Origin of the sequence: Paenibacillus oenotherae (assembly GCF_019443105.1) — a bacterium.
Lineage (GTDB): Bacteria > Bacillota > Bacilli > Paenibacillales > Paenibacillaceae > Paenibacillus_Z > Paenibacillus_Z oenotherae.
This window is the reverse complement of record NZ_JAHZIJ010000020.1, coordinates 46716-72165: the sequence shown is the minus strand read 5'-3', so window position 1 is coordinate 72165 and position 25450 is coordinate 46716. Positions and strand designations below refer to the sequence as shown.

Annotated in this window: 21 protein-coding genes; 20 read left to right on the top strand and 1 reads right to left on the bottom strand. The window is 51.0% G+C overall.

Annotated features, from left to right (window positions below):
• Positions 1-217: 217 nt before the first annotated feature.
• Complete coding sequence (locus K0T92_RS20685) at positions 218-1417, bottom strand: glycosyltransferase family 2 protein (RefSeq protein ID WP_219874383.1); 1200 nt, start codon at positions 1415-1417, stop codon at positions 218-220.
• Positions 1418-1705: 288 nt separating this feature from the next.
• On the opposite strand from K0T92_RS20685, the gene K0T92_RS20680 reads away from it, so the two are divergent.
• The 20 genes from K0T92_RS20680 to K0T92_RS20590 all read left to right on the top strand — a co-directional run bounded on the left by K0T92_RS20680 (position 1706) and on the right by K0T92_RS20590 (position 25357).
• The gene (locus K0T92_RS20680) at positions 1706-2287 is read left to right on the top strand and encodes a class I SAM-dependent methyltransferase (RefSeq protein WP_219874382.1); all 582 of its coding nucleotides are present in this window, start codon (positions 1706-1708) and stop codon (positions 2285-2287) included.
• A 75-nt stretch (positions 2288-2362) separates the two neighbouring features.
• On the top strand, positions 2363-3118 hold the full coding sequence (locus K0T92_RS20675) for an ABC transporter ATP-binding protein (RefSeq protein WP_219874381.1): 756 nt from the start codon (positions 2363-2365) through the stop codon (positions 3116-3118).
• Positions 3106-3864, top strand: a complete 759-nt coding sequence (locus tag K0T92_RS20670; protein ID WP_219874380.1) for an ABC transporter permease — start codon at positions 3106-3108, stop codon at positions 3862-3864. Before K0T92_RS20675 ends, K0T92_RS20670 begins: the two co-directional genes overlap by 13 nt.
• Before the next feature lie 72 nt (positions 3865-3936).
• Positions 3937-4362: an SRPBCC family protein gene (locus tag K0T92_RS20665; RefSeq protein WP_219874379.1), complete on the top strand. Its 426-nt coding sequence runs from the start codon at positions 3937-3939 to the stop codon at positions 4360-4362.
• Positions 4349-4708, top strand: coding sequence for an ArsR/SmtB family transcription factor (locus tag K0T92_RS20660; RefSeq protein WP_219874378.1), 360 nt, complete (start codon positions 4349-4351; stop codon positions 4706-4708). The genes K0T92_RS20665 and K0T92_RS20660 overlap by 14 nt, the downstream gene beginning before the upstream one ends.
• Positions 4709-5640: 932 nt before the next feature.
• Positions 5641-6543, top strand: a complete 903-nt coding sequence (locus K0T92_RS20655; protein WP_219874377.1) for an NAD(P)/FAD-dependent oxidoreductase — start codon at positions 5641-5643, stop codon at positions 6541-6543.
• Between the two features lie 123 nt (positions 6544-6666).
• A complete protein-coding gene (locus tag K0T92_RS20650; protein ID WP_219874376.1) occupies positions 6667-6807 on the top strand; it encodes a hypothetical protein in 141 nt (46 codons plus the stop codon).
• 253 nt (positions 6808-7060) lie between these two features.
• Positions 7061-7495, top strand: a complete 435-nt coding sequence (locus K0T92_RS20645; protein ID WP_219874375.1) for a hypothetical protein — start codon at positions 7061-7063, stop codon at positions 7493-7495.
• Positions 7496-7628: 133 nt separating this feature from the next.
• Positions 7629-7922 (top strand): LysE family translocator, encoded by a 294-nt coding sequence (locus tag K0T92_RS25365; RefSeq protein WP_281423178.1) that lies wholly within the window; start codon positions 7629-7631, stop codon positions 7920-7922.
• A 31-nt stretch (positions 7923-7953) separates the two neighbouring features.
• Positions 7954-8259 carry a LysE family translocator gene (locus K0T92_RS25360; protein ID WP_281423177.1) on the top strand — a complete coding sequence of 102 codons (306 nt, stop codon included), beginning with the start codon at positions 7954-7956 and terminating at the stop codon, positions 8257-8259.
• 40 nt (positions 8260-8299) lie between these two features.
• The gene (locus K0T92_RS20635; protein WP_219874374.1) at positions 8300-8854 is read left to right on the top strand and encodes a DUF1697 domain-containing protein; all 555 of its coding nucleotides are present in this window, start codon (positions 8300-8302) and stop codon (positions 8852-8854) included.
• Between the two features lie 159 nt (positions 8855-9013).
• Positions 9014-9598 (top strand): NAD(P)H-dependent oxidoreductase, encoded by a 585-nt coding sequence (locus tag K0T92_RS20630; RefSeq protein WP_219874373.1) that lies wholly within the window; start codon positions 9014-9016, stop codon positions 9596-9598.
• 845 nt (positions 9599-10443) lie between these two features.
• On the top strand, positions 10444-11313 hold the full coding sequence (locus tag K0T92_RS20625) for an SPFH domain-containing protein (RefSeq protein ID WP_219874372.1): 870 nt from the start codon (positions 10444-10446) through the stop codon (positions 11311-11313).
• Positions 11314-11328: 15 nt separating this feature from the next.
• Positions 11329-11496: a type II toxin-antitoxin system antitoxin gene (locus tag K0T92_RS20620; protein ID WP_219874371.1), complete on the top strand. Its 168-nt coding sequence runs from the start codon at positions 11329-11331 to the stop codon at positions 11494-11496.
• Between the two features lie 67 nt (positions 11497-11563).
• The gene (locus K0T92_RS20615; protein ID WP_219874370.1) at positions 11564-12043 is read left to right on the top strand and encodes a PH domain-containing protein; all 480 of its coding nucleotides are present in this window, start codon (positions 11564-11566) and stop codon (positions 12041-12043) included.
• Complete coding sequence (locus tag K0T92_RS20610; protein WP_219874369.1) at positions 12030-13610, top strand: PH domain-containing protein; 1581 nt, start codon at positions 12030-12032, stop codon at positions 13608-13610. Before K0T92_RS20615 ends, K0T92_RS20610 begins: the two co-directional genes overlap by 14 nt.
• 99 nt (positions 13611-13709) lie before the next feature.
• Complete coding sequence (locus K0T92_RS20605) at positions 13710-14669, top strand: helix-turn-helix transcriptional regulator (protein WP_219874368.1); 960 nt, start codon at positions 13710-13712, stop codon at positions 14667-14669.
• Between the two features lie 104 nt (positions 14670-14773).
• On the top strand, positions 14774-16078 hold the full coding sequence (locus tag K0T92_RS20600; protein WP_219874367.1) for a YVTN family beta-propeller repeat protein: 1305 nt from the start codon (positions 14774-14776) through the stop codon (positions 16076-16078).
• Between the two features lie 528 nt (positions 16079-16606).
• Positions 16607-20560, top strand: a complete 3954-nt coding sequence (locus K0T92_RS20595; RefSeq protein ID WP_219874366.1) for a non-ribosomal peptide synthetase — start codon at positions 16607-16609, stop codon at positions 20558-20560.
• 27 nt (positions 20561-20587) lie between these two features.
• The gene (locus tag K0T92_RS20590) at positions 20588-25357 is read left to right on the top strand and encodes an AMP-binding protein (protein ID WP_219874365.1); all 4770 of its coding nucleotides are present in this window, start codon (positions 20588-20590) and stop codon (positions 25355-25357) included.
• Positions 25358-25450: the final 93 nt, after the last annotated feature.

Below are 25450 nucleotides of genomic sequence, written 5' to 3'. Positions count from 1 at the left end.
GGATTGCTTCTTAAGCACTGTCTGATTCTCCTTATGACCAACATGTGTGTGCAGCAGGCAAATGTATCATCTATTACCATAGCTTGTACAATGCGAATCAATTATACAATAGACCTGATGTGTAATCTACATTCTTTCTGATAAAGCTGCTCTTGCTCACGGCGACTCACCGGGAAGAAAATACGGCAGTGGATATGCAAGGGGTATGCGCTACCCCTTACACACGCAGTAGATAATCCAGCACCTTATTCAATTGCGGATACTTGCCTGAGCATTCCAGCCAGCGCTTATCATCCGCGAATTGATCGAATACCGGACTGGGATACTGGATGTCAGTGAAATGGAATAAACCTGTCACGGGAAGCTCGAAGCGTCTGAGATAGCCGACCGCCTCAAGCATTTGGCGCAGAACCGGTATCACTAGACGGGAACGCTGGGGCTCCCTGGCTTTCAGGTCATTAAGCTCTTTAAGCGCATGATTCATTTGATGGACGGCCAGTGGCTTGGGAAGGAAAGTAAGAAGTTGCATTAATTGCTGGATATCTCTGTATTTTTGCTGAAATTTGAAGAAGTTGATCTCCGCCTCCGCTTCGTTCAATTTCGACACCGGATGCTCCTGATGATACGTATACGGGTGGCGAATATGCGCAAACTGGTAGCCGTTCTTGAACAATCGGAACCCCATCTCCAGATCATCCCACCCATAACCCTCATACTCCTCAAATAAGCCGTGACGCATAAACGCTTCCTTCGCAAGTGATACATTGCCCGTGTGAAAGCTGAGCCAGGGCAGCTGGAAGCCTTCAAACCGGTCGCCGTGGCGCTGCAGAATTTCGTTCTCATAAGCCTGCTCGAATGGCTTCTTGAACATCATCCGCCGAAACATGCCAGCATGAATGTCTTCTCGGCTGAAGAGAAGAACGGATTCTCCATACTTGGCATACCTTTCTGTTCTCATAAGCAGCTCGGGATTGGCGATAAGCAGGGTAGCTAGCTCATGCTTCTGGGAATCCGAGAACCCGCTGCTGACCTCTGTATAGACACCTTTCATCGTCAGCACGCCTTCTGCCACAAGCTGATCATTCTGCTGATGCAAGGCGACATGGGACGCAATAAATCCGGGGTCAACGATAACCTCAGCATCCAGAAAAATAATCCATTTGCCCTGTGCATGCTGTATGCCGACGTTGCGGGCTGCGGGACGGCCCTTGTTCTCATCGATCGGCAAGTAACGGAATGCATAGGGGAAAGTGTGCGTCGCTGCAATTGTCGGGGTGGCGTCTGTCGATCCGTCGTCCACTAGAATGACCTCGTACTGATCCTTGGGATAAGTCTGGTTCTCCAAGGAATACAAGGTCATTAAATTTAATGGATATCTATTATAGGAGGGCAGAATAATCGAAACATCGATCCCCATTGCTTCACTCCTCTCATATAGTCAGTAGAAGCTGAGCGGCATCTACCATCGTCTCTTTTATTCTATGAAACATGCTTCAACAGGTGTGGTCGAATGCACGGCTAGCGAGAAATTAGGTGTACATTTGCCGTTGCGAACGCGAGCAGCTTTCATAGAATGGTGAAGAATGCAGTCGCTAGAATGAGCTTGATCGCTGATCGGTGATCGATCATCTTTCGCTGACTGATCGCCGGGAGAAATCGATAATCGAAGATGACAAGAGCCGGAGATGTGAGGGAGGAAGTATCATTGATACAAGAAACGTTTGACCACAGCTTGATCGGCCGTTTGAATGGCAATGTCGCTCACCGGGACAGTCTGCTTGATGTCGGCAGCGGCCCCTGTGTGCTGCTCCGTTATTTGGATTATAAGCTGATCGTTGCGCTTGATATTCACCGCCCCTATCTGATCAGCCGTCAATCCGTTATGGATCACATTATTCCCATTAACGCCGATGCCACTATGATCTCTCAGCTGTTCATTCCCCAATCCTTCTCGACTGTCTCATTTATCGATTCCTTGGAGCATTTTACGAAGGAGCAGGGATTGCAGCTGCTGCGGGATGCCGAGATGATTGCGAAGCATCATGTGGTCGTGTTCACGCCAAGAGGTTACTTCCCCCAACAGAATGTCGATCATTATGGCATGATGGGGGAGAAGTTCCAGGAGCATCATAGCGGCTGGGAGGCGGAGGAATTAGAGGAACTGGGCTATGCGGTGACGATTATGAAGGGGTTTCATGATCATGAGAATGCGGCGTTTGTGAGCGCCTATGGCGTACAGCATGAGCCCATCGACGCTTTATTCGCGATCAAGAGCAAGTCATTCTAGCCGCGGGCATGCAGTGCCTCCGGTTATTATGTTATTGTTGATAACATCGATCCCTGTTAAGGAGGCTCCACGTACATGTCCATCTTGAAGTTTGACCATTTGAGCAAAAGGCTTCAAGGCAGCAGCGAGAACCAGCCTCTGTTCAGCAATGTATCAGCCGTAATTGATGAACCGGAGCGCATTGCTCTTCTGGCGCCATCGGGGCAGGGCAAGAGTACGTTATTGCGAATATTATCGCTGCTTGACTGTGCCGATGAGGGAGATATTCTGCTGAACAATGTATCGTTCAGGGAATGGCAGCCGCTCCATTGGCGAATGAAGGCCATGTATGTTGCACAGCAGGCCGTCATGCTTCCAGGCAGTGTGGAGGACAATTTGCGCATCGCCAGCCGGCTGCACCGCACAGTATTCGACAATGACTATGCGCGGAAGCTAATGGCCGATGTTGGGCTCCATGAGCTTGATTGGTGCAAGCCATCCGCTGATCTGTCTGGCGGCGAGAAGCAGAGAGTAGCGCTCGTCAGATCGCTGCTGCTCTATCCTGATCTTCTGCTGCTTGATGAGATTACAGCATCGCTTGATCCACACAGCAAGGTAGCTGTAGAGGTCATGCTGGCGGAGCTTCATGAGAAGCAAGGGACGACGTACATATGGGTCACGCATGATCTGGAGCAGGCCCGCTCTGTCAGTAATCGCGTATGGTTTATGGGGGAAGGAACGCTGCTTGAGGATGCTCCGACAGGGGAGTTCTTCCGGAGCCCCCAATCAGAAGCCGCGCGACGATTTCTTTCCTTGGCAGATAGGGAGGAGGGAGAGAAATGTCAGGCTTAGCGCTTACCTTTACATTAATCTTCGTCTTTATTACTGTCCTTGTTTCTATGAGGCAGAAGCTTGGGCTTGAGAAGGATATTATGATCGGCACGATTCGGGCAGCGGTTCAATTACTGCTTGTCGGCTACGTGCTGCAGTTTGTTTTTCGGACGGAAAATTTGTTCTTGATCATATTTATTATTGTTATGATGATCGCGGTTGCCGCATGGAATGCCGGGCAGAGAGGGAGCGGGCTGCGCGGCATCCGCTGGAGAATAGCCTTGTCGATCGGGGCGACGGAAGCGCTTATTATGCTTCTGCTGCTGGGGCTTGGCATCATTGAGCCGGCCTCGCAATACATCATACCGATAAGCGGAATGTCAATCGGGAATGCTATGGTAGTAGCGGGTCTGTTCTTGAACGGGATGAAGCAGGATGTTCTGGCCTCCAAAGGCGAGATCGAAGCTCTGCTCGCACTGGGAGCGAATGCCAGGCAAGCTATCCAGCAATGCTTGAAGCGAGCGGTGAAGGCCAGTATGATCCCGACGATTGACGGGATGAAGACGGTAGGCATTGTTCAATTGCCCGGCATGATGACCGGAATGATCATTGCCGGCGCAGATCCGCTTGAAGCGGTGAGGTATCAAATTCTGATCGTGTTCGCTTTCACTTCATCTGCCGCTGTTACAAGTATTATTCTCGGTCTGCTCAGCTATCGGCTCTGGTTCACGAAGGAGCTGCAATTGCGATTGCAGGATAGTCGTTGACGCGAAACCATATGGTGTCATATAATAAGTGAAACCAAATGGTTTCATAATTTTGCGGAAGGGATGAATGCAATGGATCACAACACGAACAATCAACTGCCCGACATACGTCAGACGATACTGCTAAACGCACCGATTCAGAAAGTATGGGAATCAGTAGCAACTTCGGAGGGGATCGCGGCATGGTTCATGCCCAATGATTTTCAGCCTGAGCTGGATTTTGAATTCCATCTGGAAGCGGGGCCTTTCGGCAAATCTCCTTGCAAAGTAACGGTGCTCGACCCGCCGAACCGTCTCTCTTTCGAATGGGGCAAGGACTGGTCGCTTACCTTTGAATTAATCGAGAAGGATAACGGAACGGAATTTACACTTATTCATTCCGGCTGGATTGCTGACAAGGTGACGGAGTTTGGACAAGCCCATAATGAAGTCCGTGACAGAATGTCCGGCGGCTGGGTCGGTATCGTGGCGAAGCTCAAAGCGTATGTCGAGGGCTGATCAAGCTGCCTCATCGCAGAAGCATGATGTGTTCCAGGCCATCGCTGACCCAACTCGGCGCAGCCTGCTGCAATTGCTGGTTGATCAGGAAATTCCGGTCAAGGACATAGCCGGACACTATCCGATGAGCCGCACCGCCGTCTCCAAGCATCTGCGGATCTTATCAGAAGCCGGACTTGTTGTAGAACGGAAGGTCGGTCGTGAGACGCGTTACCGATTAGACCCTGAGCCGCTCCTCGAATTGAAGCGCTGGCTTGCTTATTACGAGCGTTACTGGGAGAACAGGCTGCAGGCTCTTAAACGGCTCGTTGAGGCGGATGAATCCGTTCATCCGCGCGGGGAGTAATGGGGTTGTTAAGGATTGATGGATGTAGCCGCTTACTGCGCTGCCCGGCAACGCGATGAGTGCATCTCCCGGCCACGTCGAGGTGCACTCGCTCATAGCATCAGAGCAGGAAATCCTGCATAAGCGCAGGGATTTTGGTCACAACAAGCCGTATGGGGTAAAATGCCTGCGAAGCTGCAGGAATTGGAGCCAGAATGGGCTCGGTAGAGGAGATTATGGCGAAAGGCCTGCTTTCTGGCAGGTATTTCATCTTCTACAGGCCGTAACGAGAGAAAGCTTGCGTTTACGCAGGCTTCTTTTACTGCCAACCGGATGTGTTGCAGTTAGGCCAGCCAATTGCACCCTTTAAAAGACTGGTTGACGGGAAACCCGCCGGACTATTCAAAAGCCTGCCAATAGGCAGGCTTTTCCGCATTTCAGCCTGCTGAAGACCGAATGCCTGCCAAAGCGCAGGCATTTCGTCGTGTTCGCCCGATAGCAGCCCGATCCGCCATATATTCCTGCATCGTCGCAGGCATTCTGCCCTCAACGGCCCCTTTTGGCCGAAAAGCCTGCAATTATGCAGGCTTCCCGCTCTTTACCAACCGAATAAGTTGAAGTCAGCCACTTGCGAACGTTTGGAAGCCTAGTTGGCAGGAACGCGCCAGACTTTGTTAAGCAGCCTGATTTAGGCATGCATAGGCATGTATGCCGATTCTAGAAGCTTCATCTGCACTGCGCGCTGCTCCTGGCGCAACGGTGTTTCGCTGCTTGACGGCGGTTCGGTCAGCCACAATCGCCCCTACCAACAAGAGGGATTTCATCACAACTTGACACCGCGCATTGCGCGGTTTTTTTTGGCTGCAGAGAAAACAGTGTCAATGAAGGAATATTTAAGACCAATCAGCTTCACATTAATAGGAATAACGATGCGGTTATGATCAGGAGGCTGTATGATCCAGTACGATTGTGCCATTGTGGGCGGGGGGCTTGCGGGGCTTCAGGCTGCGATTCAGCTTGGGCGGTACCGGCATAAGATCGTTGTAGCAGATGCCGGAGGTGGGAGATCGAATCTATGCCGTTGTTATCACAATATACTGGGATGGCCGGATGGAATTAGCGGCAAGCAGCTGCGTCAGCTGGGCAGAGAGCATGCGGAGCGGCTGGGGGTGGAATTTATGGATGCTGTAGTAAAGCATGCTGAACAGAAGGGGGAAGATTTTGTTCTTACCGCATCTGATGGGAGACGAATACGTGCGAGCAGGCTTTTGATCGCTGCGGGGGTTCAGGATCGCATCCCGATGCAGCAGAAGCTGGCGGAATGTCTGGGGCTGACTGTGTTCGTATGTCCGGATTGCGATGGCTATGAGGTGAGGGACAAGCGGGTGCTCGTTCTCGGTTCAGGCAATCCGGGAGCAGCGATGTCGCTGACACTGCGCTACTGGACATCTGACATTATCTATATCAACCATGACGGTGTCAGCATTCATGAGGAGCATGCGCACCAGTTGGAGAAAGCGGGAATTATTACTGTCGCAGACAGCATCGACGAGGTCATTCATTCAGAGGGCAGGCTGCAAGGTGTAACGCTGGGACAGGGCACATATATTGAGGGCGGCTATGGGTTCACTGCTTTCGGCGGCAATCATGTCCATTCGGAGCTGGCGGATCAGCTGGGTGTCGCTTTAACAGACAATAGACATATCGAAGTAGATCCCCGTACGAAAATGACAAATGTAGCCCATGTTTGGGCAGCAGGCGATGTGACCTCTCATTCCGAGCAAGCCGTTATAGCGATAGGCGATGGCTCTCAAGCCGCCATTTGGATCCACAAAAGTCTGCTCGTTCACTCATAAATATGGACGTTCATTAACAATCACGCTATAGTGGTTGACGTTGTCGAATTCACTGCTATAATCAAACTGGAAATGTCGGCATGCACGTACTGTGCTTTGGTTAAGTAGAGGAGGGGAACAAGCATGCAGGTACCAATGGGGGTATGGGTTGCTGCAATTATTATTGTGATCTTGCTTACCTGGATGACCATCTGGGTAACGAATAAAGCGTACTCGAAAAAATGGGAAGATCATGATAATGAGAAGGATGGAGAATTCAGATAAATATGCTTTGCTCATCTGGTTCTTGCTAATCACATCCTTATAGCGGAAGAAATAACGGCTCATCAGGCTAATCCCGTATCGGGACTGGACTGATGGGCTTATTTATGTTGCTTTTAGCGGCTGTTGCATGCCTGTTCCGGGCTGGTGTGGGAGGAGTAGTCAGATTGCATTAGATAGTAATTGACATATTATAGGAAGCGACATTACAATGTCTGGAATAGATGATAGAGAAATAGAGGAGGCACATGGAAAGATGATGAAGAAGGCGCTGCTATTCGCTGTATTCTGCTTTATGTTAGCGGGCTGTAATGCCGAGGCCAACAGGTATAAAGGGGAAGAGCCGGACGATCCCAGGCTGAGAGCAGCGATCATCGCTCATTTTGAACAATTCAACGATGCTGAAAAATGGGGCCAAGTAACTGATGATTTTGTAAGACAGGTGTATGCACTCTGCTCAAGCGATTATTCGGGGGAAAAATCGGTAGCTGAAATGAAAAAAATTTTTAAGGAAATCAATAAGAACAGTCTGAATCTTGTCGATTTCTATGTTGACAGGATCGCCGTCCAGAATAAAAAGGTAGTTCACATTGAGGTTACCCGCAAGTGGGAGGATAGCTCGGAGGATGAGATGGCGTATGAACTGATACTGGTGAACGACGAGTGGAGAATCAATCAACGTCTGTGGTAGCTCAGGGCAACAGTTATGGGGCTCGTGCAGAACGGAATCCACGAGTGCGGCTTAATAGAGGCAGTAATCAAGGGAAAGGGTCTTCGTCTTCGTCCGGGATCAATAACAGTATGAGAGAGAGCAGGTGAGAACAATGTTGGGAATTGAGCATTACACCTTATTCGTGCTGTCGGGCATTATTCTAAACATTACGCCGGGCAGCGATACACTGTTCATTCTGGGCAGAACGCTGTCGCAAGGAAGAAGCGCGGGTATTGTATCCGTGCTTGGAATTATAAATGGGGCCATCATCCACACGCTGCTGGCAGCAATCGGATTGTCGGTAATCCTGGTGAAGTCGGCGGTTGCCTTTACAATTGTAAAATGGGCGGGAGCGACTTATCTCATTTATTTGGGCGTGAGGGCCATTCTATCGAGAGACGGGTGATCATTCCTTTTCAGTGGATGGGACTCGGGCAATGCTGGATAAAATCTATTGGCAGGGACTGCTGACCAACCTGCTGAATCCTAAAGTGGCCATCTTTTACTTAGCTTACTTGCCCCAGTTCATTAAGCCTGAACATGCTTTCGGGCCGCTGCCTTTTCTGGTTCTGGGCTTTACTTTTATCGCTACCGGGACGATATGGTGTATGATGCTGGTAGTCGGCTCAGAGTTGGCAACCAGAGCATTAAGGACGAGCAGATGGGCAGGCTGGCTGGGCAAAATGATGGGGGCCCTCTTTATCTTTCTAGGGTTGAAGCTGCTGGGAGAATCAAGGGCGTAGAAAGCACGGATTGGCAATCAATGAAAGTGAGGCGTGACAGATGGGAATCTACGCTGCGCTGCTGCGCGGGATCAATGTTAGCGGTCAGAAAATCATAAAGATGGATCACCTGCGTGCGATCTTCGAATCGCTGCAGTTTCGGCAGGTTCGGACCTATATTCAGAGCGGCAATGTTATTTTTGAAGCGGTAGAGGATGACAAGGGGCTGCTGCGCACTCTGATCGAGAGCAAGCTGAAGGAAGTGTTCGGCTTTGATGTGACGGTTGTCATTCGGACGCATGACGAGCTTGAAGAAAGTGTGCGGAATAACCCGTACAGCAGCCTGGAGCTGCAGAAGGATGAGAGGGTCTATGTATCTTATTTGGCTGCAGAGCCGAAGGCAGAAGCGGCAGAGGAGCTGCTGAAGTTCAGGAACGATATTGATGATTATGAAGTCATCGGGCGGGAAGTCTATATTTTAAGTCGAAAAGGATACGGCAAATCATTGTTCTCGAACAATTTTCTGGAGAAAAAGCTGGGAGTCGCTGCTACTACGCGCAACTGGGAAACGGTTAACAAGATTGCCGCTCTGTGCAGCGAGCTCAAGAGTAATTAACAGCGTTGCCACGAGATAGGATGCATAGTGAGGACAAACAACTGGAGCATTTGCTGCAATTGTTTCTAATTGGAAGATATTGATTTATATAGTAAACGGTATAGATATCTGTGTCTTTGTAAAGGGTATGGAGGATAACGATTAACGGAGGTTTGTGAAATGAAACATCTAGTCGTCTATGCTCATCCCAGCCCTGAAAGCCTCAACCACGCTATATTAGAAACTACAGTAGAGGCTTTAAAGAACAATGGCCATGAAGTTACTGTGCGTGATTTATATGCGCTTCAATTTCAACCAGTGTTGAAACCGGAAGATACGGAAGCGATGAAAGCGGGACACACACCGATCGATATAAAGACGGAGCAAAATTTTATCTCGGAGGCGGATGCGATTACTTTCATTTATCCGATATGGTGGACGGGACTGCCTGCGATTCTGAAAGGATATATTGACAGAGTTTTTTCCTACGGCTTTGCTTACAGTGTTGGACCGGAAGGCATCATTAAGCTGCTCAAGGGCAAGCAGGGCTTCATTATTAATACGCACGGAACACCAAGCGAGGTTTACGATGAGATCGGCATGACGGCGGGATTGAAGGTGACGTCTGATACGGGCATCCTGGATTTTGTCGGTATCGAGCCTGTAGGACATCTGCTGTTCGGAAGTATTGGTTACGTCGATGATGCAGCCTATAAAGGGATGTTGCAGGAAGTCCGGACCACGATTAGCTCCGTATTTGCGTGACATTCATGGCGGTTGGTCACAGGCTGGCTGCCTCGGGCTGCCTAAGAAAGTCCAGATTGTGTGTGAAGCCGTCGTAAGTGCAGGAATTCCGATAAAAAGTTACTCTAGGTGGTACAATACTTGCGGTATTCAGGCTGTTGAGAACAGTCCAGCGGTCTCACGTCAACTAGGCTCCAAACGTGTGCCGGTGGGTGGCTTCAAGAGATAAAGAGAGAGAAGCCTGCGAAAGTGCAGGCATTTCGGTCAAAAGGAGCCGTTGAGGGCAGAATGCCTGCGAAAGTGCAGGAAAATATGGCGGATCGGGCAGCTATCGGGCGAACACGACGAAATGCCTGCGTTCTGGCAGGCATTCGGCGTTCAGCAGGCTGAAATGGGGAAAAGCCTGCCTATTGGCAGGTTATTGAACAGTCCGGCGGGTTTCCTTTTAACCACTAGGCTGGTCTGGCACAATACAACCTGCTGTAAGAGAGAGAAGCCTGCGAATGTGCAGGCATTTCGGTCAAAAGGAGCCGTTGAGGGCAGAATGCCTGCGAAAGTGCAGGAAAATATGGCGGATCGGGCTGCTATCGGGCGAACACGATGAAATGCCTGCGCCTTGGCAGGTATTTCAGCTTCGGACAGGCCGGAACGAGAGAAAAGCTGCTGTTTCGCAGGCATACTCCGCGTTAATAGAATCGATCCCCACTGCAATAGAGGGGATTTCAACAATCTAAGGCTGCCCCGCAAAGGGCAGCCTGTTTGTGCTGCATACAGCCGGGGCGCTCACAGAAAAATCCATTTGTACGATATTGGAAAAAGTGATATCATAAATATATCACATGAATATCATAATAAGGGGTGCTGATATGAAAGAATTCAAGGCTTGGCATATTAACGGTTTTGTTGCCCTGCTGTTATCTGCGATCTTTGCAATTGCCGGCGGGTTTGCGATTTATTATGGGATTAAGGACGGTGACACCAACATTGCATCGCTCACTGCGGGTATTATCTTATTGATTCTGGCGGCGGTAGCGGCATCATCGCTGACTATTATTCAGCCGAACGAGGCGAGAATAATTACATTTTTCGGCAAATATATCGGTACCGTATCGAAGGACGGCATGTGGATGGTGGTTCCTTTTACCGACAAGAAGAATGTTTCGCTCAAGGTGCGCAATTTCAATAGCCAGACTCTGAAGGTCAATGACGCGGAGGGCAATCCGATTGAGATTGGCGCGGTCGTTGTATTCCGCGTAGTGGACACGGCTAAAGCGACCTTCGATGTTGACAATTATGAGCGGTTTGTAGCGATTCAAAGTGAGACAGCAGTTCGCCATATTGCAGCTCAGCATGCATATGATAATTTCAATGACGAGCAGGGTATATCGCTTCGGGGGAATTCGGATGAGGTAGCGATGGAACTGATGGGAGAACTGCAGGTCCGTCTCGACGTCGCCGGTGTCCAGGTGCTGGAAACGCGTCTTACCCATCTTGCGTATTCACCGGAAATCGCCAGCGCCATGCTGCAGCGCCAGCAGGCGTCCGCGATCGTATCGGCGAGGCAGAAGATCGTCGAAGGTGCAGTCGGCATGGTAGATGCTGCATTGCGCCAGCTGGATGACAACGGAATTGAGCTTGATGCAGAACGGCGTGCAGCCATGGTTAACAATTTAATGGTCGCTATCGTATCAGATCGGTCAGCGACGCCGGTTATTAATACGGGATCGTTGTACTAACAGGAGCCACTCACAATGGCCAAAGAAAAGAAGGCATTCCCGCTTCGTCTCGATCCCGAGCTGCACCGGGCGCTTGAGAATTGGGCCGCTGACGAGTTCCGCAGTGTAAACGGGCATATCGAATTCCTGCTTCGCGAAGCGCTGCGCAAGGCCGGAAGATTAACTTCAAAGAAAGAGGATTAAAGGGTATAATAAGCGGAATGGAAGTATAATATTTCCATTCCCTTACCCAGGAGGTGGAATCGTCATCATGTATAATGAACCACAGAAACAGATCGACGCGAAAGCGTTGAAGGCTTGGCAGTTGAGCGGATGTGTCTCCGCCGCTGTCAATCTTATTATCGTCGTTACACTGCTCGTGCTGTCGCTAAGATTTCACTGGCCGATCTGGATATTCCTCACTGTGCTCTTGCTGGCCGTCTGCGAATCAATCGTCGAAATCGTGATCTGGCCCCGGCTGAAGTATCGTCAGTGGCGGTATGACATTAATGAAGATGGCATTGAATTGAAGCATGGCATCATCTTTCGCAAGCGCACCTCGATTCCCATGGTGCGTATTCAGCATGTAGACAAGAAGCAAGGCCCTATTCTCCGCCGCTATGATCTGGCAACGGTCACTTTCTCAACTGCGGCAGGGAGCCACGAAATACCGGCATTAACCGATGAGGCTGCCGACGATGCAAGAAGACAGATTGCCAGATTGGCGAGGATATCGAATGAAGAGGTCTAATTCGGGGGAGCCGCAGGGCAAGGGGAGCAGACTGCATCCCATTTCACTGGTCTTTTTTATTGCTAAAGCGATTAAGGACTTATTGTACCCGCTTCTTGTCTTCCTGATCTCGACCATCGTTCGCAAGGAAGTGAACTTGCTATGGATCGGCGGAGGAAGTGTGCTGTTTCTGCTGTTATTGATCAGCATCAGTTATTTGACATGGTACCGGTTTACATACTACCTGGAGAATAACGCGCTGCATGTGGAGCAGGGTGTGTTTGTCCGCAAGAAGACGTGGATCACGAGAGATCGGGTTCAATCTGTCGATACGACTGCAGGTGTTGTGCATCGTGTTCTCGGGCTTGTTAAGGTGAGTGTGGAGACAGCTGGCGGCAAAAAGCCGGAAGTCGCGCTGAATGCAATTACCGGAGGGGAAGCGGAAAAGATTCGGACGGCACTGCTGCTGGGCAGCACTCCTGCCAGCAACAGTGCTGCGGCAGAGCCTTCATCGGCTGCTGTTAATGGCCATGACCTGTCAGGGGAGGATGGAATAGCAGCGCCAGTCGCAGAAGAGAGGGCTGCTGTTCCAATCGAGACGATACCTGCAGGGGCGCCGGAGCCGCATGATACCCGTGTTCTCTCCGCGAAGGATCTGCTGCTGTTCAGCGCGACATCAGGAAGGGTAGGCGTCATTATCGCTTTGTTCGGGGCAGCCTATTCCCAATTGGATGATGTGCTTGATAGGTTTATTGATTTCAAAGGGATCATCTCCTCCTGGTTCAGTACGCATGCTTTGAATATTGGATTGATTGCGCTCTTTGCATTTGCTGGTCTTCTAGTCGCATGGCTGTTGGCTATCCTTATTACATTCGTGAAGGAATACGGCTTTACCCTGACGCGGAACGGAGATAAGCTTGTCATTACCCGCGGGCTGCTGGAGAAGAAGCAAATTACAGTTCCGCTGCAGAGTATTCAGGCGATTCACCTGACGCAAAACCTTCTCCGCAGGCCGTTCGGCTGGTTCAGCGTACATGTGGTCGCAACGGGCTATGACGAGAAGAACGGCACGTCCGCCTTAATGTTCCCGCTGCTGCGGAAGACAGAGCTGGCAAGCTTCCTGCAGCGGTTCGCGCCGCAATATGAAATGCCTGACCAATGGCAGAGGCTGGAGAAACGGTCGCTTGCCAGCTTCTTGACGGTTCCGCTTCTATTGTCAATTGCAGTCATCATTCCGGCTATTATCTGGATTCCAGGCTCGTATGGATGGTTGGCCGTCCTGCTGCCAGGTCTGGTTGGGGTCAGCGCATGGTTGAATTACAAGCAAACGGCATGGCATGCGTGGGATGGAAGGCTTTTCATTCAATATGGCGGTTTTACAAAGCATCAAGCGCTTATTCATAGAAGGCGTGTGCAGTGGAACAGAATGTCGGAGACACCGTTTCAGCTGCGGAAGAATCTGGCGACGATCTCTGTCGCACTTGCTTCTGGCCGCAACCGGGCGATGTTCTCCATTCGGCATATGTCCGCTGTGTCAGCCCGGGAGCTGAAGGGCTGGTTCGCTGGCCATAAGAAGCCGTCCCATTAGCAAGCATTACTGAGGGCAAGTGAAGAGGCCTGCAGGTTTCCGGTTACGGGAGACTTGCTGGTCTGTTTTCATTCTATAGGCAAGGAAGGAGGAGCAGCGATGTCAAAGGCGGATCATATGCTGTCTATTTTATGGCTGTTGAAGACCCGCAAGCAAATGTCGGCCAAGGAGTTGGCGGAAGAGTTGGAGATTCATATTCGAACCGTGTATAGATGCATAGATGCCCTATGCATAACAGGGGTTCCGATTATTGCCGAATCCGGCCGCAATGGCGGCTACAGGCTGCACCATCATTTTCAGGACGCGCCGCTGCTGTTTGATCCTGATGAACAGAAGGCGCTTGTTCAGGCGGCTGTATTCGCACATGAAGCAGGCTATCCGCATGGGGACGCATTGAATCGCGCAATTATGAAGCTCAAGCGATATACGAACCCGCAGCAGCTTCAAGCTATTGAGAAGCATGAGGGAGGACTGGAGGTCATTCATCCTCCGCTAGATTCGGCACTTGTTGCAAATTTGCAGCTGCTGGAAACCTCGATTGCAGAAGGAACAACGATAGGGATGAAATACAAGTCAGGGTATGAAGGCGCAGTCCGCTTCCGACAAGTTGATCCATACGGACTCGTACACTGGAAGAGCAAATGGTACGTTATCGGCCATTGTCATTTCAGACAGGAGATCCGGAGCTTTCGTCTGGAGCGCATTCTGGAGCTGGCAGAAACGGCTGGCACATTCATCCGGCCGGACAATTTCTCTGCCCGTCAATACCTGCTTCAGCATCTGCTTCCGGACAAAGAGCGCGGGGGAGAAGAGGTCGATCTTGTTCTGGCAGGTAATCCGCAGGCGATCGATGATATCTGTCAGCATTGGCTGATGGGCCATGCATTAGCGGAGCGAACGGCTGGCGAAGCGCGATTCAAGCTCGATGAGCTTACTTTATATACACAGGTTCCCTATTATCTTCTGTCATTCGGCGGCAAGATCCGTGTTCTGGAACCGGACGGGGTGAAACAATGCTTGTCTGAGATTGCAGCGGAATTGTTGGCTTATTACAACTAGCGGGAATGTGAATCTACTTGATTCCGCTAGGGTATTGCCACGCGCCGTTCTCTCTACCATTTCATAACATATGGAATGGAAGGGTAGAGGAGGCGGACAGAATTATGCCGGTATTGGATACAGGCCTGCAGATGAACCGGGACACTTCACGAACGGTCAGACTCTCAATAACCGCTATGAATACAGGAAGGCAGAAGGCGCTAGCCGGCATACAGATCTATACGCTGACAGGGAAGAGCGAAGGATTCGGCAATACATGTACCACGGCCGCCAAGCTGATCCATCTGCAGCCAGCAGGACAGCAGGGATCCATCTATACGGAAGGATATGATATTGATGGGCTGGATGTCTTTGGCGTGCGGGTCGTGACGAACGGCTTGGGGGCCGGAGATGTTATTGCGACTGTGGCAGAATTTAGCGATGCGGAGGAAGTTGTCAGACAGTATCTCCTTCCCGTCATGCCGGCCAGATTGGAAGAGCTGCTGCTAGCTTATGTGGTCAATCATACCCAGCATACAATCACCGTTATTCAGACCTCGACGAATACGAAGGTCGCTACGGTCAAGCTGCCGTCCGGCAGCAGTCCCCGTCTTCTGGATGCTGCGCCTGACGGCTCCAACATCTATGTTACCTGCCACGGCGATCACACGATTAGAGTGATCGATACGATTGCACATGGGATTGCAGCGGAGATCACTCTTCCGGCTAACCGGATCCCTTTTGCAATCAAGTGCATTCCGTTAATTGATAAGGTCTATGTTACAACCTTGGTAGAGGATACGGTTACTGTTATCGATACGATCAGCAATACCATCATTCGTTCGATCCCTCTGCCTGATAATAGCGATCCCTCTGTGCTGGCGGTATCGCCATGCGGCCAGAAGGTCTATTGCAGCTGTATGAACACAGGGACTATTGTTGTACTGGATACAGTCTCGGATGAGATAACGGCTTCCATTCGTCTGCCCAAAGGGAGCAAGCCTTCTTGCCTGGCGGCAGCCCCCGACGGACAATTCCTCTACGCAGGTGATGTGCAATCCGATTGCGTTCATATTATTGCGGCCAAAACCTGCAAGATCTGCGGGACGATTAAGCTGGATCGCGGCAGCGATCCGCAAAATATCGTCATCACGCCAGATGGGGCGCTCGCTTATATGGCGAACAGAGGCAGCGATGAGATTATGGTGCTGAATCTGGCGCGCAATGAGATTCTGACGACGATCGATCTGCCGGAGGGGAGCAATGCAGCTGGTCTGGCCGTCACCACGGACGGAACGAAGGTGTATGTCACGATGCTGACGTTCGGCTATGTGGCTGTAATTGATGTGCAGAGCCAGCTGCCGATCGCCATTTTGCCCACAGGCAGCTTTCCATCCGGCATTGCAATTACCCCTATTCTGCTTCATTAACTACTGGAAAATGAGGGTAGCTATAATGCCCCATTTTATACAGAGATAAGGAGATTTCAGGTGTATTGAACGGATGTGTTGGGACCTCCTTCAGCTGTACTTGGTGACTGTAAACAGGGTGCAAATCAGTCATCATAAATATAATACTGAGAAAAAGCGAAGTTATTGTCGATGATCGACTGTAATTTAGCTTTTTTTGCATGAAAATTTGTAAAAATGACCACCTGGAAGGAGGGTTTTGTGAAATTCTGTTGAAGAATACTTGGTGGCCCATGTAAGGTCACAACAGTTGTATAAGGGGATTAATGGAGCAGTCAAAACGGGCGGATTCCTAATCTGGGACAATATAACAACTGTCTAAAGAGAGATGTACAGGGGAAGGTCCAGCATTGTCCGGCTGCAGTCAAATATAGAAATCACATATGTGAAATAGAGGAGACTGACCATACAGCAGGCATGCGGGCTTCCACGTAAAACCGATGCAGGTTCACGCTGCACTTCGAGTTAAAATACGAGGGAGGAAAAATAATGAACAGGGATGCAATAGCTCCCGCAGGCTGGGAACAATCAACAACCGAGGAGTTTCGTCAAGCCGAATTATACTGGCTCGATAAATTAAGAGATTTGCCCACAGCACCTTCATTCCAAGGTGACTCTGTGAAGCATGCCGATAAATCTGAGGGCATTCACCGCTGCTCTATGCCCCCGGCGCTATCAGAAGCGCTGTTGCAGCGCTGCAAAGGAAATGACGGGCTGATCAGTGTGTTTCTGGTATCCGTCCTGCAAACGCTGGTCTGCAAGGTCACGGCTCAGAGGGATATCATCATCGGCTCGCCTATTCATACTGCATACGCACAGGACGAGGACGACAATTCGTTTGTCCTGCTAAGGTCGCTTATGAGCGGCGAGATGACCTGCAAGGAAGTTCTTCAATCGGTCAAGCTGAATGTCGCTGACGCTTACAATTATCAGTACTATCCCATCGGAAAATTGCTCGATAAGCTGGGTTTGGCGAATGAGCCGGTATTCAGGATCGTGTTCGCTTATGATGCTATTCATGGACAAGCGCTGAAGCCCAGAGAGCTCCCCCATAATGATCTCGTATTCCGGTTCAGCCGGAATGATGCTGCGACGCAGATATTGGAATTTGAAATTCAATACGATGCGCTGCGCTTTAAGCAGACGACGATAGAAACGATTGCATCCGCATTGTGCCGGCTGCTGGATCAGTTCCTTCATCATCCGGATTTGAGCGTGAATCAGCTTGAGCTGGTTGCAGAAGAAGAGAAGCATCAGATTACGAATCAATTCAATCAGACGGACACCCCTTATGCATCTCACCTGTCTGCTTCCCGGCTGTTCGAGCGGATCGCAAGCGAGCATCCCGGCAGGACGGCGGTGGTTAGCGGGGAGTTCCGTCTGACGTATGCGGAATTGAACGAAAGAGCGAACCGTCTTGCCCATGTGCTTGCTGACAAGGGGGTCGGCCCAGACGTCATCGTCGCCCTCATCGCCGACCGGACTGCAGAGCGGATTATTGCTATGCTGGCCATATTGAAGGCTGGCGGCGCATTCCTGCCCGTCGATCCGTCCTATCCTGCAGAGCGCATCGCCTATATGCTGCAGGACAGCGGTGCGGGACTTGCAATTGCAGATATGAAGTACACATCTCTGCTGCCTGAGGAGCTGCATGTGCTGGACCTGCAGGATGCAGCTGATGAGGAGAAGGGATCATCCGAGAATTTGCAAGCAGATCCGTCACCGGAGCATTTGGCTTATATGATCTATACATCCGGTTCGACCGGCTTGCCGAAAGGAGTTATGCTCCAGCATAGAGGCTTGGCTGCTCTCAAGGAGACATTCAGCCAAGAGCTGGCCATTACTCCCGAGGATGCCATTGTGCAGTTCGCTAGCCCTTCCTTTGACGCATCGGTCTGGGAGATGTTCATGGCGCTTCATACGGGAGCGGAGCTGCATATGGTGCCGGAGGATACGGTCAACAGCTTTGAAGCATTCGCAAGCTACCTGCATGCTAACGGGATTACAGTCGTAACACTGCCTCCGAATTACTTGGCCTATCTGAACCCCGAAGATACAGGCAGTCTGCGGATGGTTATAACAGCCGGTTCTGCGGTCTCCTCCGAGCTGGTGCGCAAGTGGAGTGCAGAGATCGAATTTATTAATGCTTACGGACCAACGGAAGCGACTATATGTGCGACAATGTGGAGCAGCAAAGGAACGAGAAGCCGCTTTGAGAACGGGAGGGAATTCGAGAATGGCACGGTCCCGATCGGGACACCAATCCTCAACAATCGCATCTACATTCTGAATCATGAGCATCAGCATATGCCCCTCGGATTAGCTGGCGAGTTATATATATCCAGTCCCGGCATTGCGCGGGGCTACCGGAATCGTGAAGAGCTGAGCAGGGAGAAGTTCGTAGCTGATCCTTATCGTACGGGGAGCAGAATGTATGGAACCGGCGATATGGCGCGCTGGCTTCCCGACGGCAATATTGAATATTTGGGCCGGCTGGATGATCAGTTGAAGATCAGAGGCTTTAGAATCGAGCTGGGCGAGATTGAGAACCGCTTGTCCGCTTATTCCGGATTGACGCAGGGTGTAGTCATTGCCAGACAGGAAGAGGGCGGAGCCGTACTGTACGCCTACTACGTGTCGGAGGATGCAATCTCCACCCCGGAACTGCGGGCCTTCATGAGCGAACAGCTGCCGGATTACATGATTCCGTCCTTCTTCTACAGAATGGACCAGCTGCCCCTGACTCCCAATGGCAAAGTCGATCGCAAGGCTCTGCCGGATCCGGAGCAATTCACTGCAAACAGCTCTGCTGCTGAAGGGGACGATGCTCCTTCAACGCGGTTTGAGGAGGAGCTTCTTCAAATATGGAAAAAAACATTAAGGCGTGACGGGATCGGCGTTCGGGAGAATTTCTTCGAGATCGGCGGCCATTCCTTGAAGGCCATGACGATGATATCGGATATATACGCTGCCTTTGGACGGCAAGTAACGATTAGCCAGTTTATGGAGGCGCCGACGATTGAAGCGCTTGCCCGGATCATTGAAAGCGGGGAGGAAGTAGAGCGGATTGTTATCGAGCCTGCGCCGCCAAGCGACCGTTACCCGCTGTCTCCAGCCCAGACACGAATGTTCATCCTTAGCGGGCATGAAGGGACTGGAGTTGCATACAACATACCGATCTTCATGGAGATCCGCGGCACAATCGATCCGGGTCGGCTTGAGAATGCGGCCCGCCAGTTGATTCAGAGACATGAATCGCTGCGGACATCGTTTCATTGGCAGGATGGCGAGCCTGTACAAATCATCCACGAACAGCCGACGTTCAAGCTATCGGTTGTGCAAGCGTCAGAATCTGAGGTGGAGGACAGAACGAAAGCATTCCTGCAGCCATTTGACCTCGGACATGCTCCGCTGCTGCGCATGGAGCTGCTGCTGATTCAATCTGATAGAGCTATTCTGCTTGTCGATATGCATCATATTATTTCCGACGGTGTCTCTGTGGCGAATCTGCTGCGAGATTATATGGCTTTGTATGAAGGCAAGGAATTGGCGCCGCTCGCTATTCAATATAAGGATTATGCCGTCTGGCAGCAAAAGCAGGTGGAAATCGGTTCAGTGGCTGTGCATGAGAGCTATTGGAAGTCCGTGTTTGCCGAGGCTGCGCCCCCGGTTCTGCTGCCGCTTGATTATGAGCGGCCTGAATTGTCGTCTTATGCCGGAGAACGGCTGCGGGCACGGCTGGATGCCAGCCAGAGGGAGCAGTTGAATCAATTAACGAGCCTTACAGGTACTACGGTGTATATGGCGCTGCTGGCGATCTACAGCATTACGCTGTCCAAGCTGGCACTTCAAAACGATATTGTAGTAGGGACGCCAGTAGCCGGACGTCCTGTGGCAGAGGTTAATGATATTGTCGGCATGTTCGTCAACATGCTGCCGATGCGCAGCGCACCTCTCTCCTCGAAGCCATTCCTGGCCTATTTGGCTGAAGTGAAGGAGACGGTCCTCAGTGCGTTCCAGCATCAGCAATATCCATTCGATGAGATGGTGCATGCTTTGAAGATCAGAAGAGAGCCGGGAATCAATCCGCTCTTCAACGTTTCCTTTGCACTGCAGAATATGGACATGCCCCGCTTCGATCTGGAAGATATATCGGTTCGTACCTATGGCGATACGGTATCGGCAGCCAAATTTGACTTGACGCTGTGGGCCACAGAGGATGAGGACGGGATCGGGTTTGAACTGGAATATGCCAGCAGTCTGTTCAAAAGAGAGAGTGCAGAATTGTTCATGGAGGCATTGCTGCAGGTAGCCGGCAAAGTCATGGAGCAGCCAGAGTCTCTGCTGGGTCAAATCGACATCGTAGATGAGGGATTGAAAAGTCAATTGCTCGGTTCAATAGCGCAAACAGAGGATGCGCTTGACATAGATTTTGATTTGTAATCTACTCTAAAGGAGGAATTGAGGGTCATGGAAAAAGGGTTGTTAAGCCTGGAAACGTTCGAAACTGCAAGAAATTACTGGTTGGAACGATTGCAAGGCGAATGGGAGGAGAATCGTTTCTTCCCCCGTTACGGAACAGCTCCCAGCTATCTGGAGAAGAGCGAACGGATCGCATTGTCTGCTCCATTAACTGAACGGTTGATCGCGATGGGCAAAGGAAAGGATTTGTCCTTGTATGTTCTGCTTTTGACAGGCTTTAATTTGTTTCTCTCCAAGCTGCTGAACAAGGAGGAGGTTACTGTTGCCTCGCCGGTGTTTATCGCTGGAGGCGGAACAGAAGCACCGCTCACCGGCAATGCTTTCGTGCTGTTCCGCAATGCGATGGAGGACGGGACAAGCTACAAGCAGCTTCTCGCGCTTGTACAGCAGACTGTCGTAGAAGGCTATAAGAACCAGCATTATCCTTTCAGCAAATTGGCGGGGGATTTGCAGGTGGAGCCCGATAAGCTGTTCGGACATTTTCTATTCGCGATGGATGCCATACACAGCGCTGAGGTCTACCGGTCACTCAAGCAGGAGTACAGCCCGGATTGCTCTTTCCTGATCGAGCGGACGGGCGACATCCTGGGCATCAGATGCGACTATAACAGCAACCGGCTGCAAGCCCATGTTGTTCGTCAATTGCTGGCCTGCTTCGTAACGGTAATGGAGCAAGCAGTGGAGGATGTAACGGTCAGCAGAGCGGGCCTGCGGCTGTTCCGCGAGCAGGCGGCGCTGGCATGGATGAACGAACTGAATGAAACGCAGCAGCCTTACGCAAGGCATGAGCTGATCCATCAGAGCTTCGAAGAGCAGGCACGGCTTCAGCCGGACGGAATCGCGGTTGTGGGCGGAGCTGCATCCTTAACATATCGGCAGCTCAATGAAGAGGCGAACCGGCTCGCGGCGCTTCTCCAGAAGCGCGGGATACAGCAGGGGCTTGATGTTGCGGTAATTATGGACCGGACACCGGATATGATTGTGGCTGTTCTGGCTGTTCTGAAGGCAGGAGGCGCCTATGTGCCGCTGGAGCCTAACACGCCTAAAGCGAGAATAGAGACGATTCTGAACGGACTGGATGTTCGTGTCCTGTTAACGAAGCATACAATCGCGGTGCCCTTCCAGGAGCTGTTGTGGAAGGTGCCGTCCCTGCAGGATATCGTCTATATGGATGTCAACGAGAAGGTACCCGGACCGGAATGGATCAATCATTCCGAGGTCGAGGCGCTGTGGGATCATGTGGCGGAATCTGCTACGGATGAAGTGACAGTGGGCGGATTCAGAAGCAGCTATACAGGAGAGTCCTTCTCCGAGAAGGATGTCAATCAATATGTTCAGTACGTGACAGACCTCGTGAAGCCGCATGTGAACGAGAGCTCCAAAGTGCTTGAGATCGGCTGCGGTCCGGGACATATTCTGTCAGAGCTTGCGCCGCTTATTCATAAGGGAGTCGGGATGGATCCATCCTCAGGAATGATCGGACATAACATCAGGAGAAGTGCGGAGCTGGGAGTGTCTAACCTGGAATGGGTGAAGGGGTATGCCCATGAAGTATCCGACCTGCTTACAGAAACCTATGATGCCATCATCATGGCAAGTACGGTGCAGTTTTTCCCGGGTTACTTCTATCTGGAGGATGTTATCCGCAGCGCAATGAGCCTGTTGAAGCCGGGCGGGGCATTCATTGTTGCGGATATTATGGATATCGGCCGCAAGGATGCTTTTATCGCATCCATTGAGCAGTTCAAGCAAGCTCATCCCGAGTCTGCGCGAAGCAAGAGCAATTTTGACGGGGAACTGTACTGCGATGCCCGGTTGTTCCAGCAGCTTAACAATCGGTTGGAGGCAATCGGAAGTGTCGAGATTATCCGGCGTGACGGCCTATTCGACAACGAGCTTCAATACCGCTTCGATGTCGTTATTCGCAAGACGGATTCATCGAACGCAGGGATGAATGCGGCTGCCGGGGAAGGGGCGGGTTCGCTCCAATATTGGACGCGTCATCATATCTCCTCCTATAGCGGAGATAATGTCGCCGCAAGGACGGATGCCGGCACGAAGGCGTATACGATATTCACATCCGGCTCCACTGGTGTTCCTAAGGGGGTCGTTGTCACCCATCGTCCGGTGATCAATCTGATGCAGTGGGTGAATGGCACATTCGGGGTGTGTTCAACGGATCGCTTGCTGTTCCTGACCTCCCTATGCTTCGATCTCTCTGTATATGATATATTCGGCACGCTGTCTGCGGGCGGCTCCATTCGAATCGCATCGGAGGAGGAGGTTCGCAATCCGGAGCGGCTGCTGGCTATTGTGGCGAACGAAGGCATTACGTTCTGGGATTCGGCTCCTGCGGCATTGCAGCAGCTGGCCATTCTTATGGAGCAAGGGAATGTGGACTGCTCCACAAGCGCGCTGCGCCTCGTCTTCCTGAGCGGGGACTGGATACCGCTCACGCTGCCGGACACGTTGAAGCGGAATTTCCCCGGGGTGCAGGTCATTGGCTTGGGCGGCGCGACAGAAGCTGCGGTGTGGTCCAACTTCTTCCCGATCGGGCAAGTTGATCCGGATTGGGCAAGTATACCGTATGGACGGCCAATCGCTAATGCGCGTTACTATATTTTGAATGAGTCGCTGGAGCCGTGCCCTTACCATGTGAATGGGGACTTGTATATCGGGGGCGAATGCTTGGCCAGCGGCTATACCGATCCTGTTATTACGAAGGAGCGTTTCATTCCTGATCCGTTCGGGCTGGAGCCGGGAGCGGTGATGTACAAGACGGGAGATCTGGCAAGATGGATGGCGGACGGCAACATGGAATTTATGGGCAGGTCTGATCATCAGGTGAAGATTCGCGGCTACCGCGTAGAGCTTGGAGAAATTCAGGCGCAGCTGATCAAGCATCCGCTTGTCAAGGAAGCTATTGTCATTGATCGTGCGAGAGAGGATGGCGAGAAGACGCTGTGCGCATACATTGTAGCCGAATCCCAGTGTGCTGTCAGTGTATGGCGTGATTATTTGGCTCAGACGCTTCCGGCTTATATGATACCAGGGCATTTCGTTCATTTGGACCGGATGCCCGTTACATCCAACGGCAAGCTGGATCGCAAGGCACTGCCTGCTCCGGGCGATTCTGTTATAACGGATACCGAGTATGAGGCTCCACGGAATGAGATTGAAGCAATTGTATGCGACGTATGGACGAAGATCCTGAATATTGAGCGGGTAGGCATTAAGGATCATTTCTTCGATCTGGGCGGAAGCTCCATGCAGATCATCCAGGTCAATACCGCCTTGTCACAGCGGGGCTTGAAAGTTTCGGTGCAGGATTTGTTCGTCTATTTGACCATCGACAGCTTGTCGCCGCATTTATCCTTCAGCAACCGCTCGGAGGAGGATGTAGAGGATGAGACGGGAGAGATACCGATTCACCCGAACATTGCCTATAGCTTGTCGTTCCCTAACAATCCGGATTTGAATCTGTGGGGGGACAAGCTGCTCTTCCAATTCCCGATTCAGTTGAATCCGGAATGGGTCCACAATGCAGTCAAGCTGATGATAGAGCGTCATGACGCGCTGCGGGGCCGGTTTATCAAGACGGAGCAGGGATGGATTGAACGGATTGTACCGTTTGACGGTGAGGTTCCTTTTAAGAGAATTGATATGACGGTAATCCCGGAAGAGGAGCAATTCGATTACAAGCTTAAGAGATTCAGGGAATTGGAAGAAGAGACCAATCTGGAGCATGGTCCGTTGTTTGGTCTGCGGCTGTTTGATTATGGCGCAGGCAAGCCAAGCGAGCTGTGTTACTTCATCCATCATTATTGCATGGATAAATATTCATTGGACATTCTAAGGTCAGAGATGATCATCAGCCTGCAGGCACAGATGGAGGGCAAAGAAATCGTGCTGCCGCCGCGAACCTCCTCCTACGCCAAATTTGCCAGGGCAATGATGCATTATGCAGAGAGCGAGGCATGCGAGAAGCAGCTGGATTACTGGCTTGAGATCACAAAGTATGATCATAATATACCAGTCGATAATCCGGATGGGGAATGTATAAGCTGGTCCTTCAAGCCGCTGAAAATGAAGTATCCCATCAAAGGAACGCTGGGCATATTGAAGAAAGCCTTGAAGCAGGATGGTATCCAGCTTAACGATATTATGGTCGCCGCGTATCTATCCAGTTACAGCCGATGGTCGGGCAAGGATCATTTGCTCATGAATATTTTTGATACGGGCCGTTACCCGTATTCGTCCGAGTTGGAGCTGGCCAATACAATGGGCTGGATGAACAGCATGTTTCCGGTGCAATACCGTTATCAGTCCGATGCCAACACCTTTGATTTCCTTATGGACATCCGGAGGCAGAATCGTCTCATTCCCAAGGATAACAGCTATGGCCTGCTCAAATATTGCCACCCTTCGCAGGAAATTCGCGAGAAGATGATGCAGATTCCTGATCCGCAAGTCAATTTCAATTTCAAGGGCATTCAAAGTATCGATGAGGAGACCGTCCAGCTGGATGGCATTACCACAGTCGATTTTCCGCTCCGCGACGCAAGTGGCGATATGGTGCGCTCCAATTGGATTCTGATCAGCTGCGGTGTTGAGAATGAGGATATTGTTATCGATTGGGAGTATAGTACAGAGCTTCATCACCCGTCTACAATTGAGAGCTGGAATAAGAACTTTCTTCTGGAGATTGAGCTTATAACACTTATGCTTCAGCAGCGGTATGAAGGGATAGAGGGATAGAGGGATAGGATCGTTCTGCTCTTTGTCACAGATTGTTGGCATTTGGTGTGATTATAATCACACGCGCTCGCTGTCGTCTTGTTTATACTTAGC

Coding starts and splice junctions, on each gene's coding strand:
- K0T92_RS20685 (WP_219874383.1), bottom strand. CDS start 1,417: ATGGGGATCGATGTTTCGATTATTCTGCCCTCCTATAATAGATATCCA.
- K0T92_RS20675 (WP_219874381.1), top strand. CDS start 2,363: ATGTCCATCTTGAAGTTTGACCATTTGAGCAAAAGGCTTCAAGGCAGC.
- K0T92_RS20670 (WP_219874380.1), top strand. CDS start 3,106: ATGTCAGGCTTAGCGCTTACCTTTACATTAATCTTCGTCTTTATTACT.
- K0T92_RS20665 (WP_219874379.1), top strand. CDS start 3,937: ATGGATCACAACACGAACAATCAACTGCCCGACATACGTCAGACGATA.
- K0T92_RS20660 (WP_219874378.1), top strand. CDS start 4,349: ATGTCGAGGGCTGATCAAGCTGCCTCATCGCAGAAGCATGATGTGTTC.
- K0T92_RS20655 (WP_219874377.1), top strand. CDS start 5,641: ATGATCCAGTACGATTGTGCCATTGTGGGCGGGGGGCTTGCGGGGCTT.
- K0T92_RS20650 (WP_219874376.1), top strand. CDS start 6,667: ATGCAGGTACCAATGGGGGTATGGGTTGCTGCAATTATTATTGTGATC.
- K0T92_RS20645 (WP_219874375.1), top strand. CDS start 7,061: ATGATGAAGAAGGCGCTGCTATTCGCTGTATTCTGCTTTATGTTAGCG.
- K0T92_RS25365 (WP_281423178.1), top strand. CDS start 7,629: ATGTTGGGAATTGAGCATTACACCTTATTCGTGCTGTCGGGCATTATT.
- K0T92_RS25360 (WP_281423177.1), top strand. CDS start 7,954: ATGCTGGATAAAATCTATTGGCAGGGACTGCTGACCAACCTGCTGAAT.
- K0T92_RS20635 (WP_219874374.1), top strand. CDS start 8,300: ATGGGAATCTACGCTGCGCTGCTGCGCGGGATCAATGTTAGCGGTCAG.
- K0T92_RS20630 (WP_219874373.1), top strand. CDS start 9,014: ATGAAACATCTAGTCGTCTATGCTCATCCCAGCCCTGAAAGCCTCAAC.
- K0T92_RS20625 (WP_219874372.1), top strand. CDS start 10,444: ATGAAAGAATTCAAGGCTTGGCATATTAACGGTTTTGTTGCCCTGCTG.
- K0T92_RS20620 (WP_219874371.1), top strand. CDS start 11,329: ATGGCCAAAGAAAAGAAGGCATTCCCGCTTCGTCTCGATCCCGAGCTG.
- K0T92_RS20615 (WP_219874370.1), top strand. CDS start 11,564: ATGTATAATGAACCACAGAAACAGATCGACGCGAAAGCGTTGAAGGCT.
- K0T92_RS20610 (WP_219874369.1), top strand. CDS start 12,030: ATGAAGAGGTCTAATTCGGGGGAGCCGCAGGGCAAGGGGAGCAGACTG.
- K0T92_RS20605 (WP_219874368.1), top strand. CDS start 13,710: ATGTCAAAGGCGGATCATATGCTGTCTATTTTATGGCTGTTGAAGACC.
- K0T92_RS20600 (WP_219874367.1), top strand. CDS start 14,774: ATGCCGGTATTGGATACAGGCCTGCAGATGAACCGGGACACTTCACGA.
- K0T92_RS20595 (WP_219874366.1), top strand. CDS start 16,607: ATGAACAGGGATGCAATAGCTCCCGCAGGCTGGGAACAATCAACAACC.
- K0T92_RS20590 (WP_219874365.1), top strand. CDS start 20,588: ATGGAAAAAGGGTTGTTAAGCCTGGAAACGTTCGAAACTGCAAGAAAT.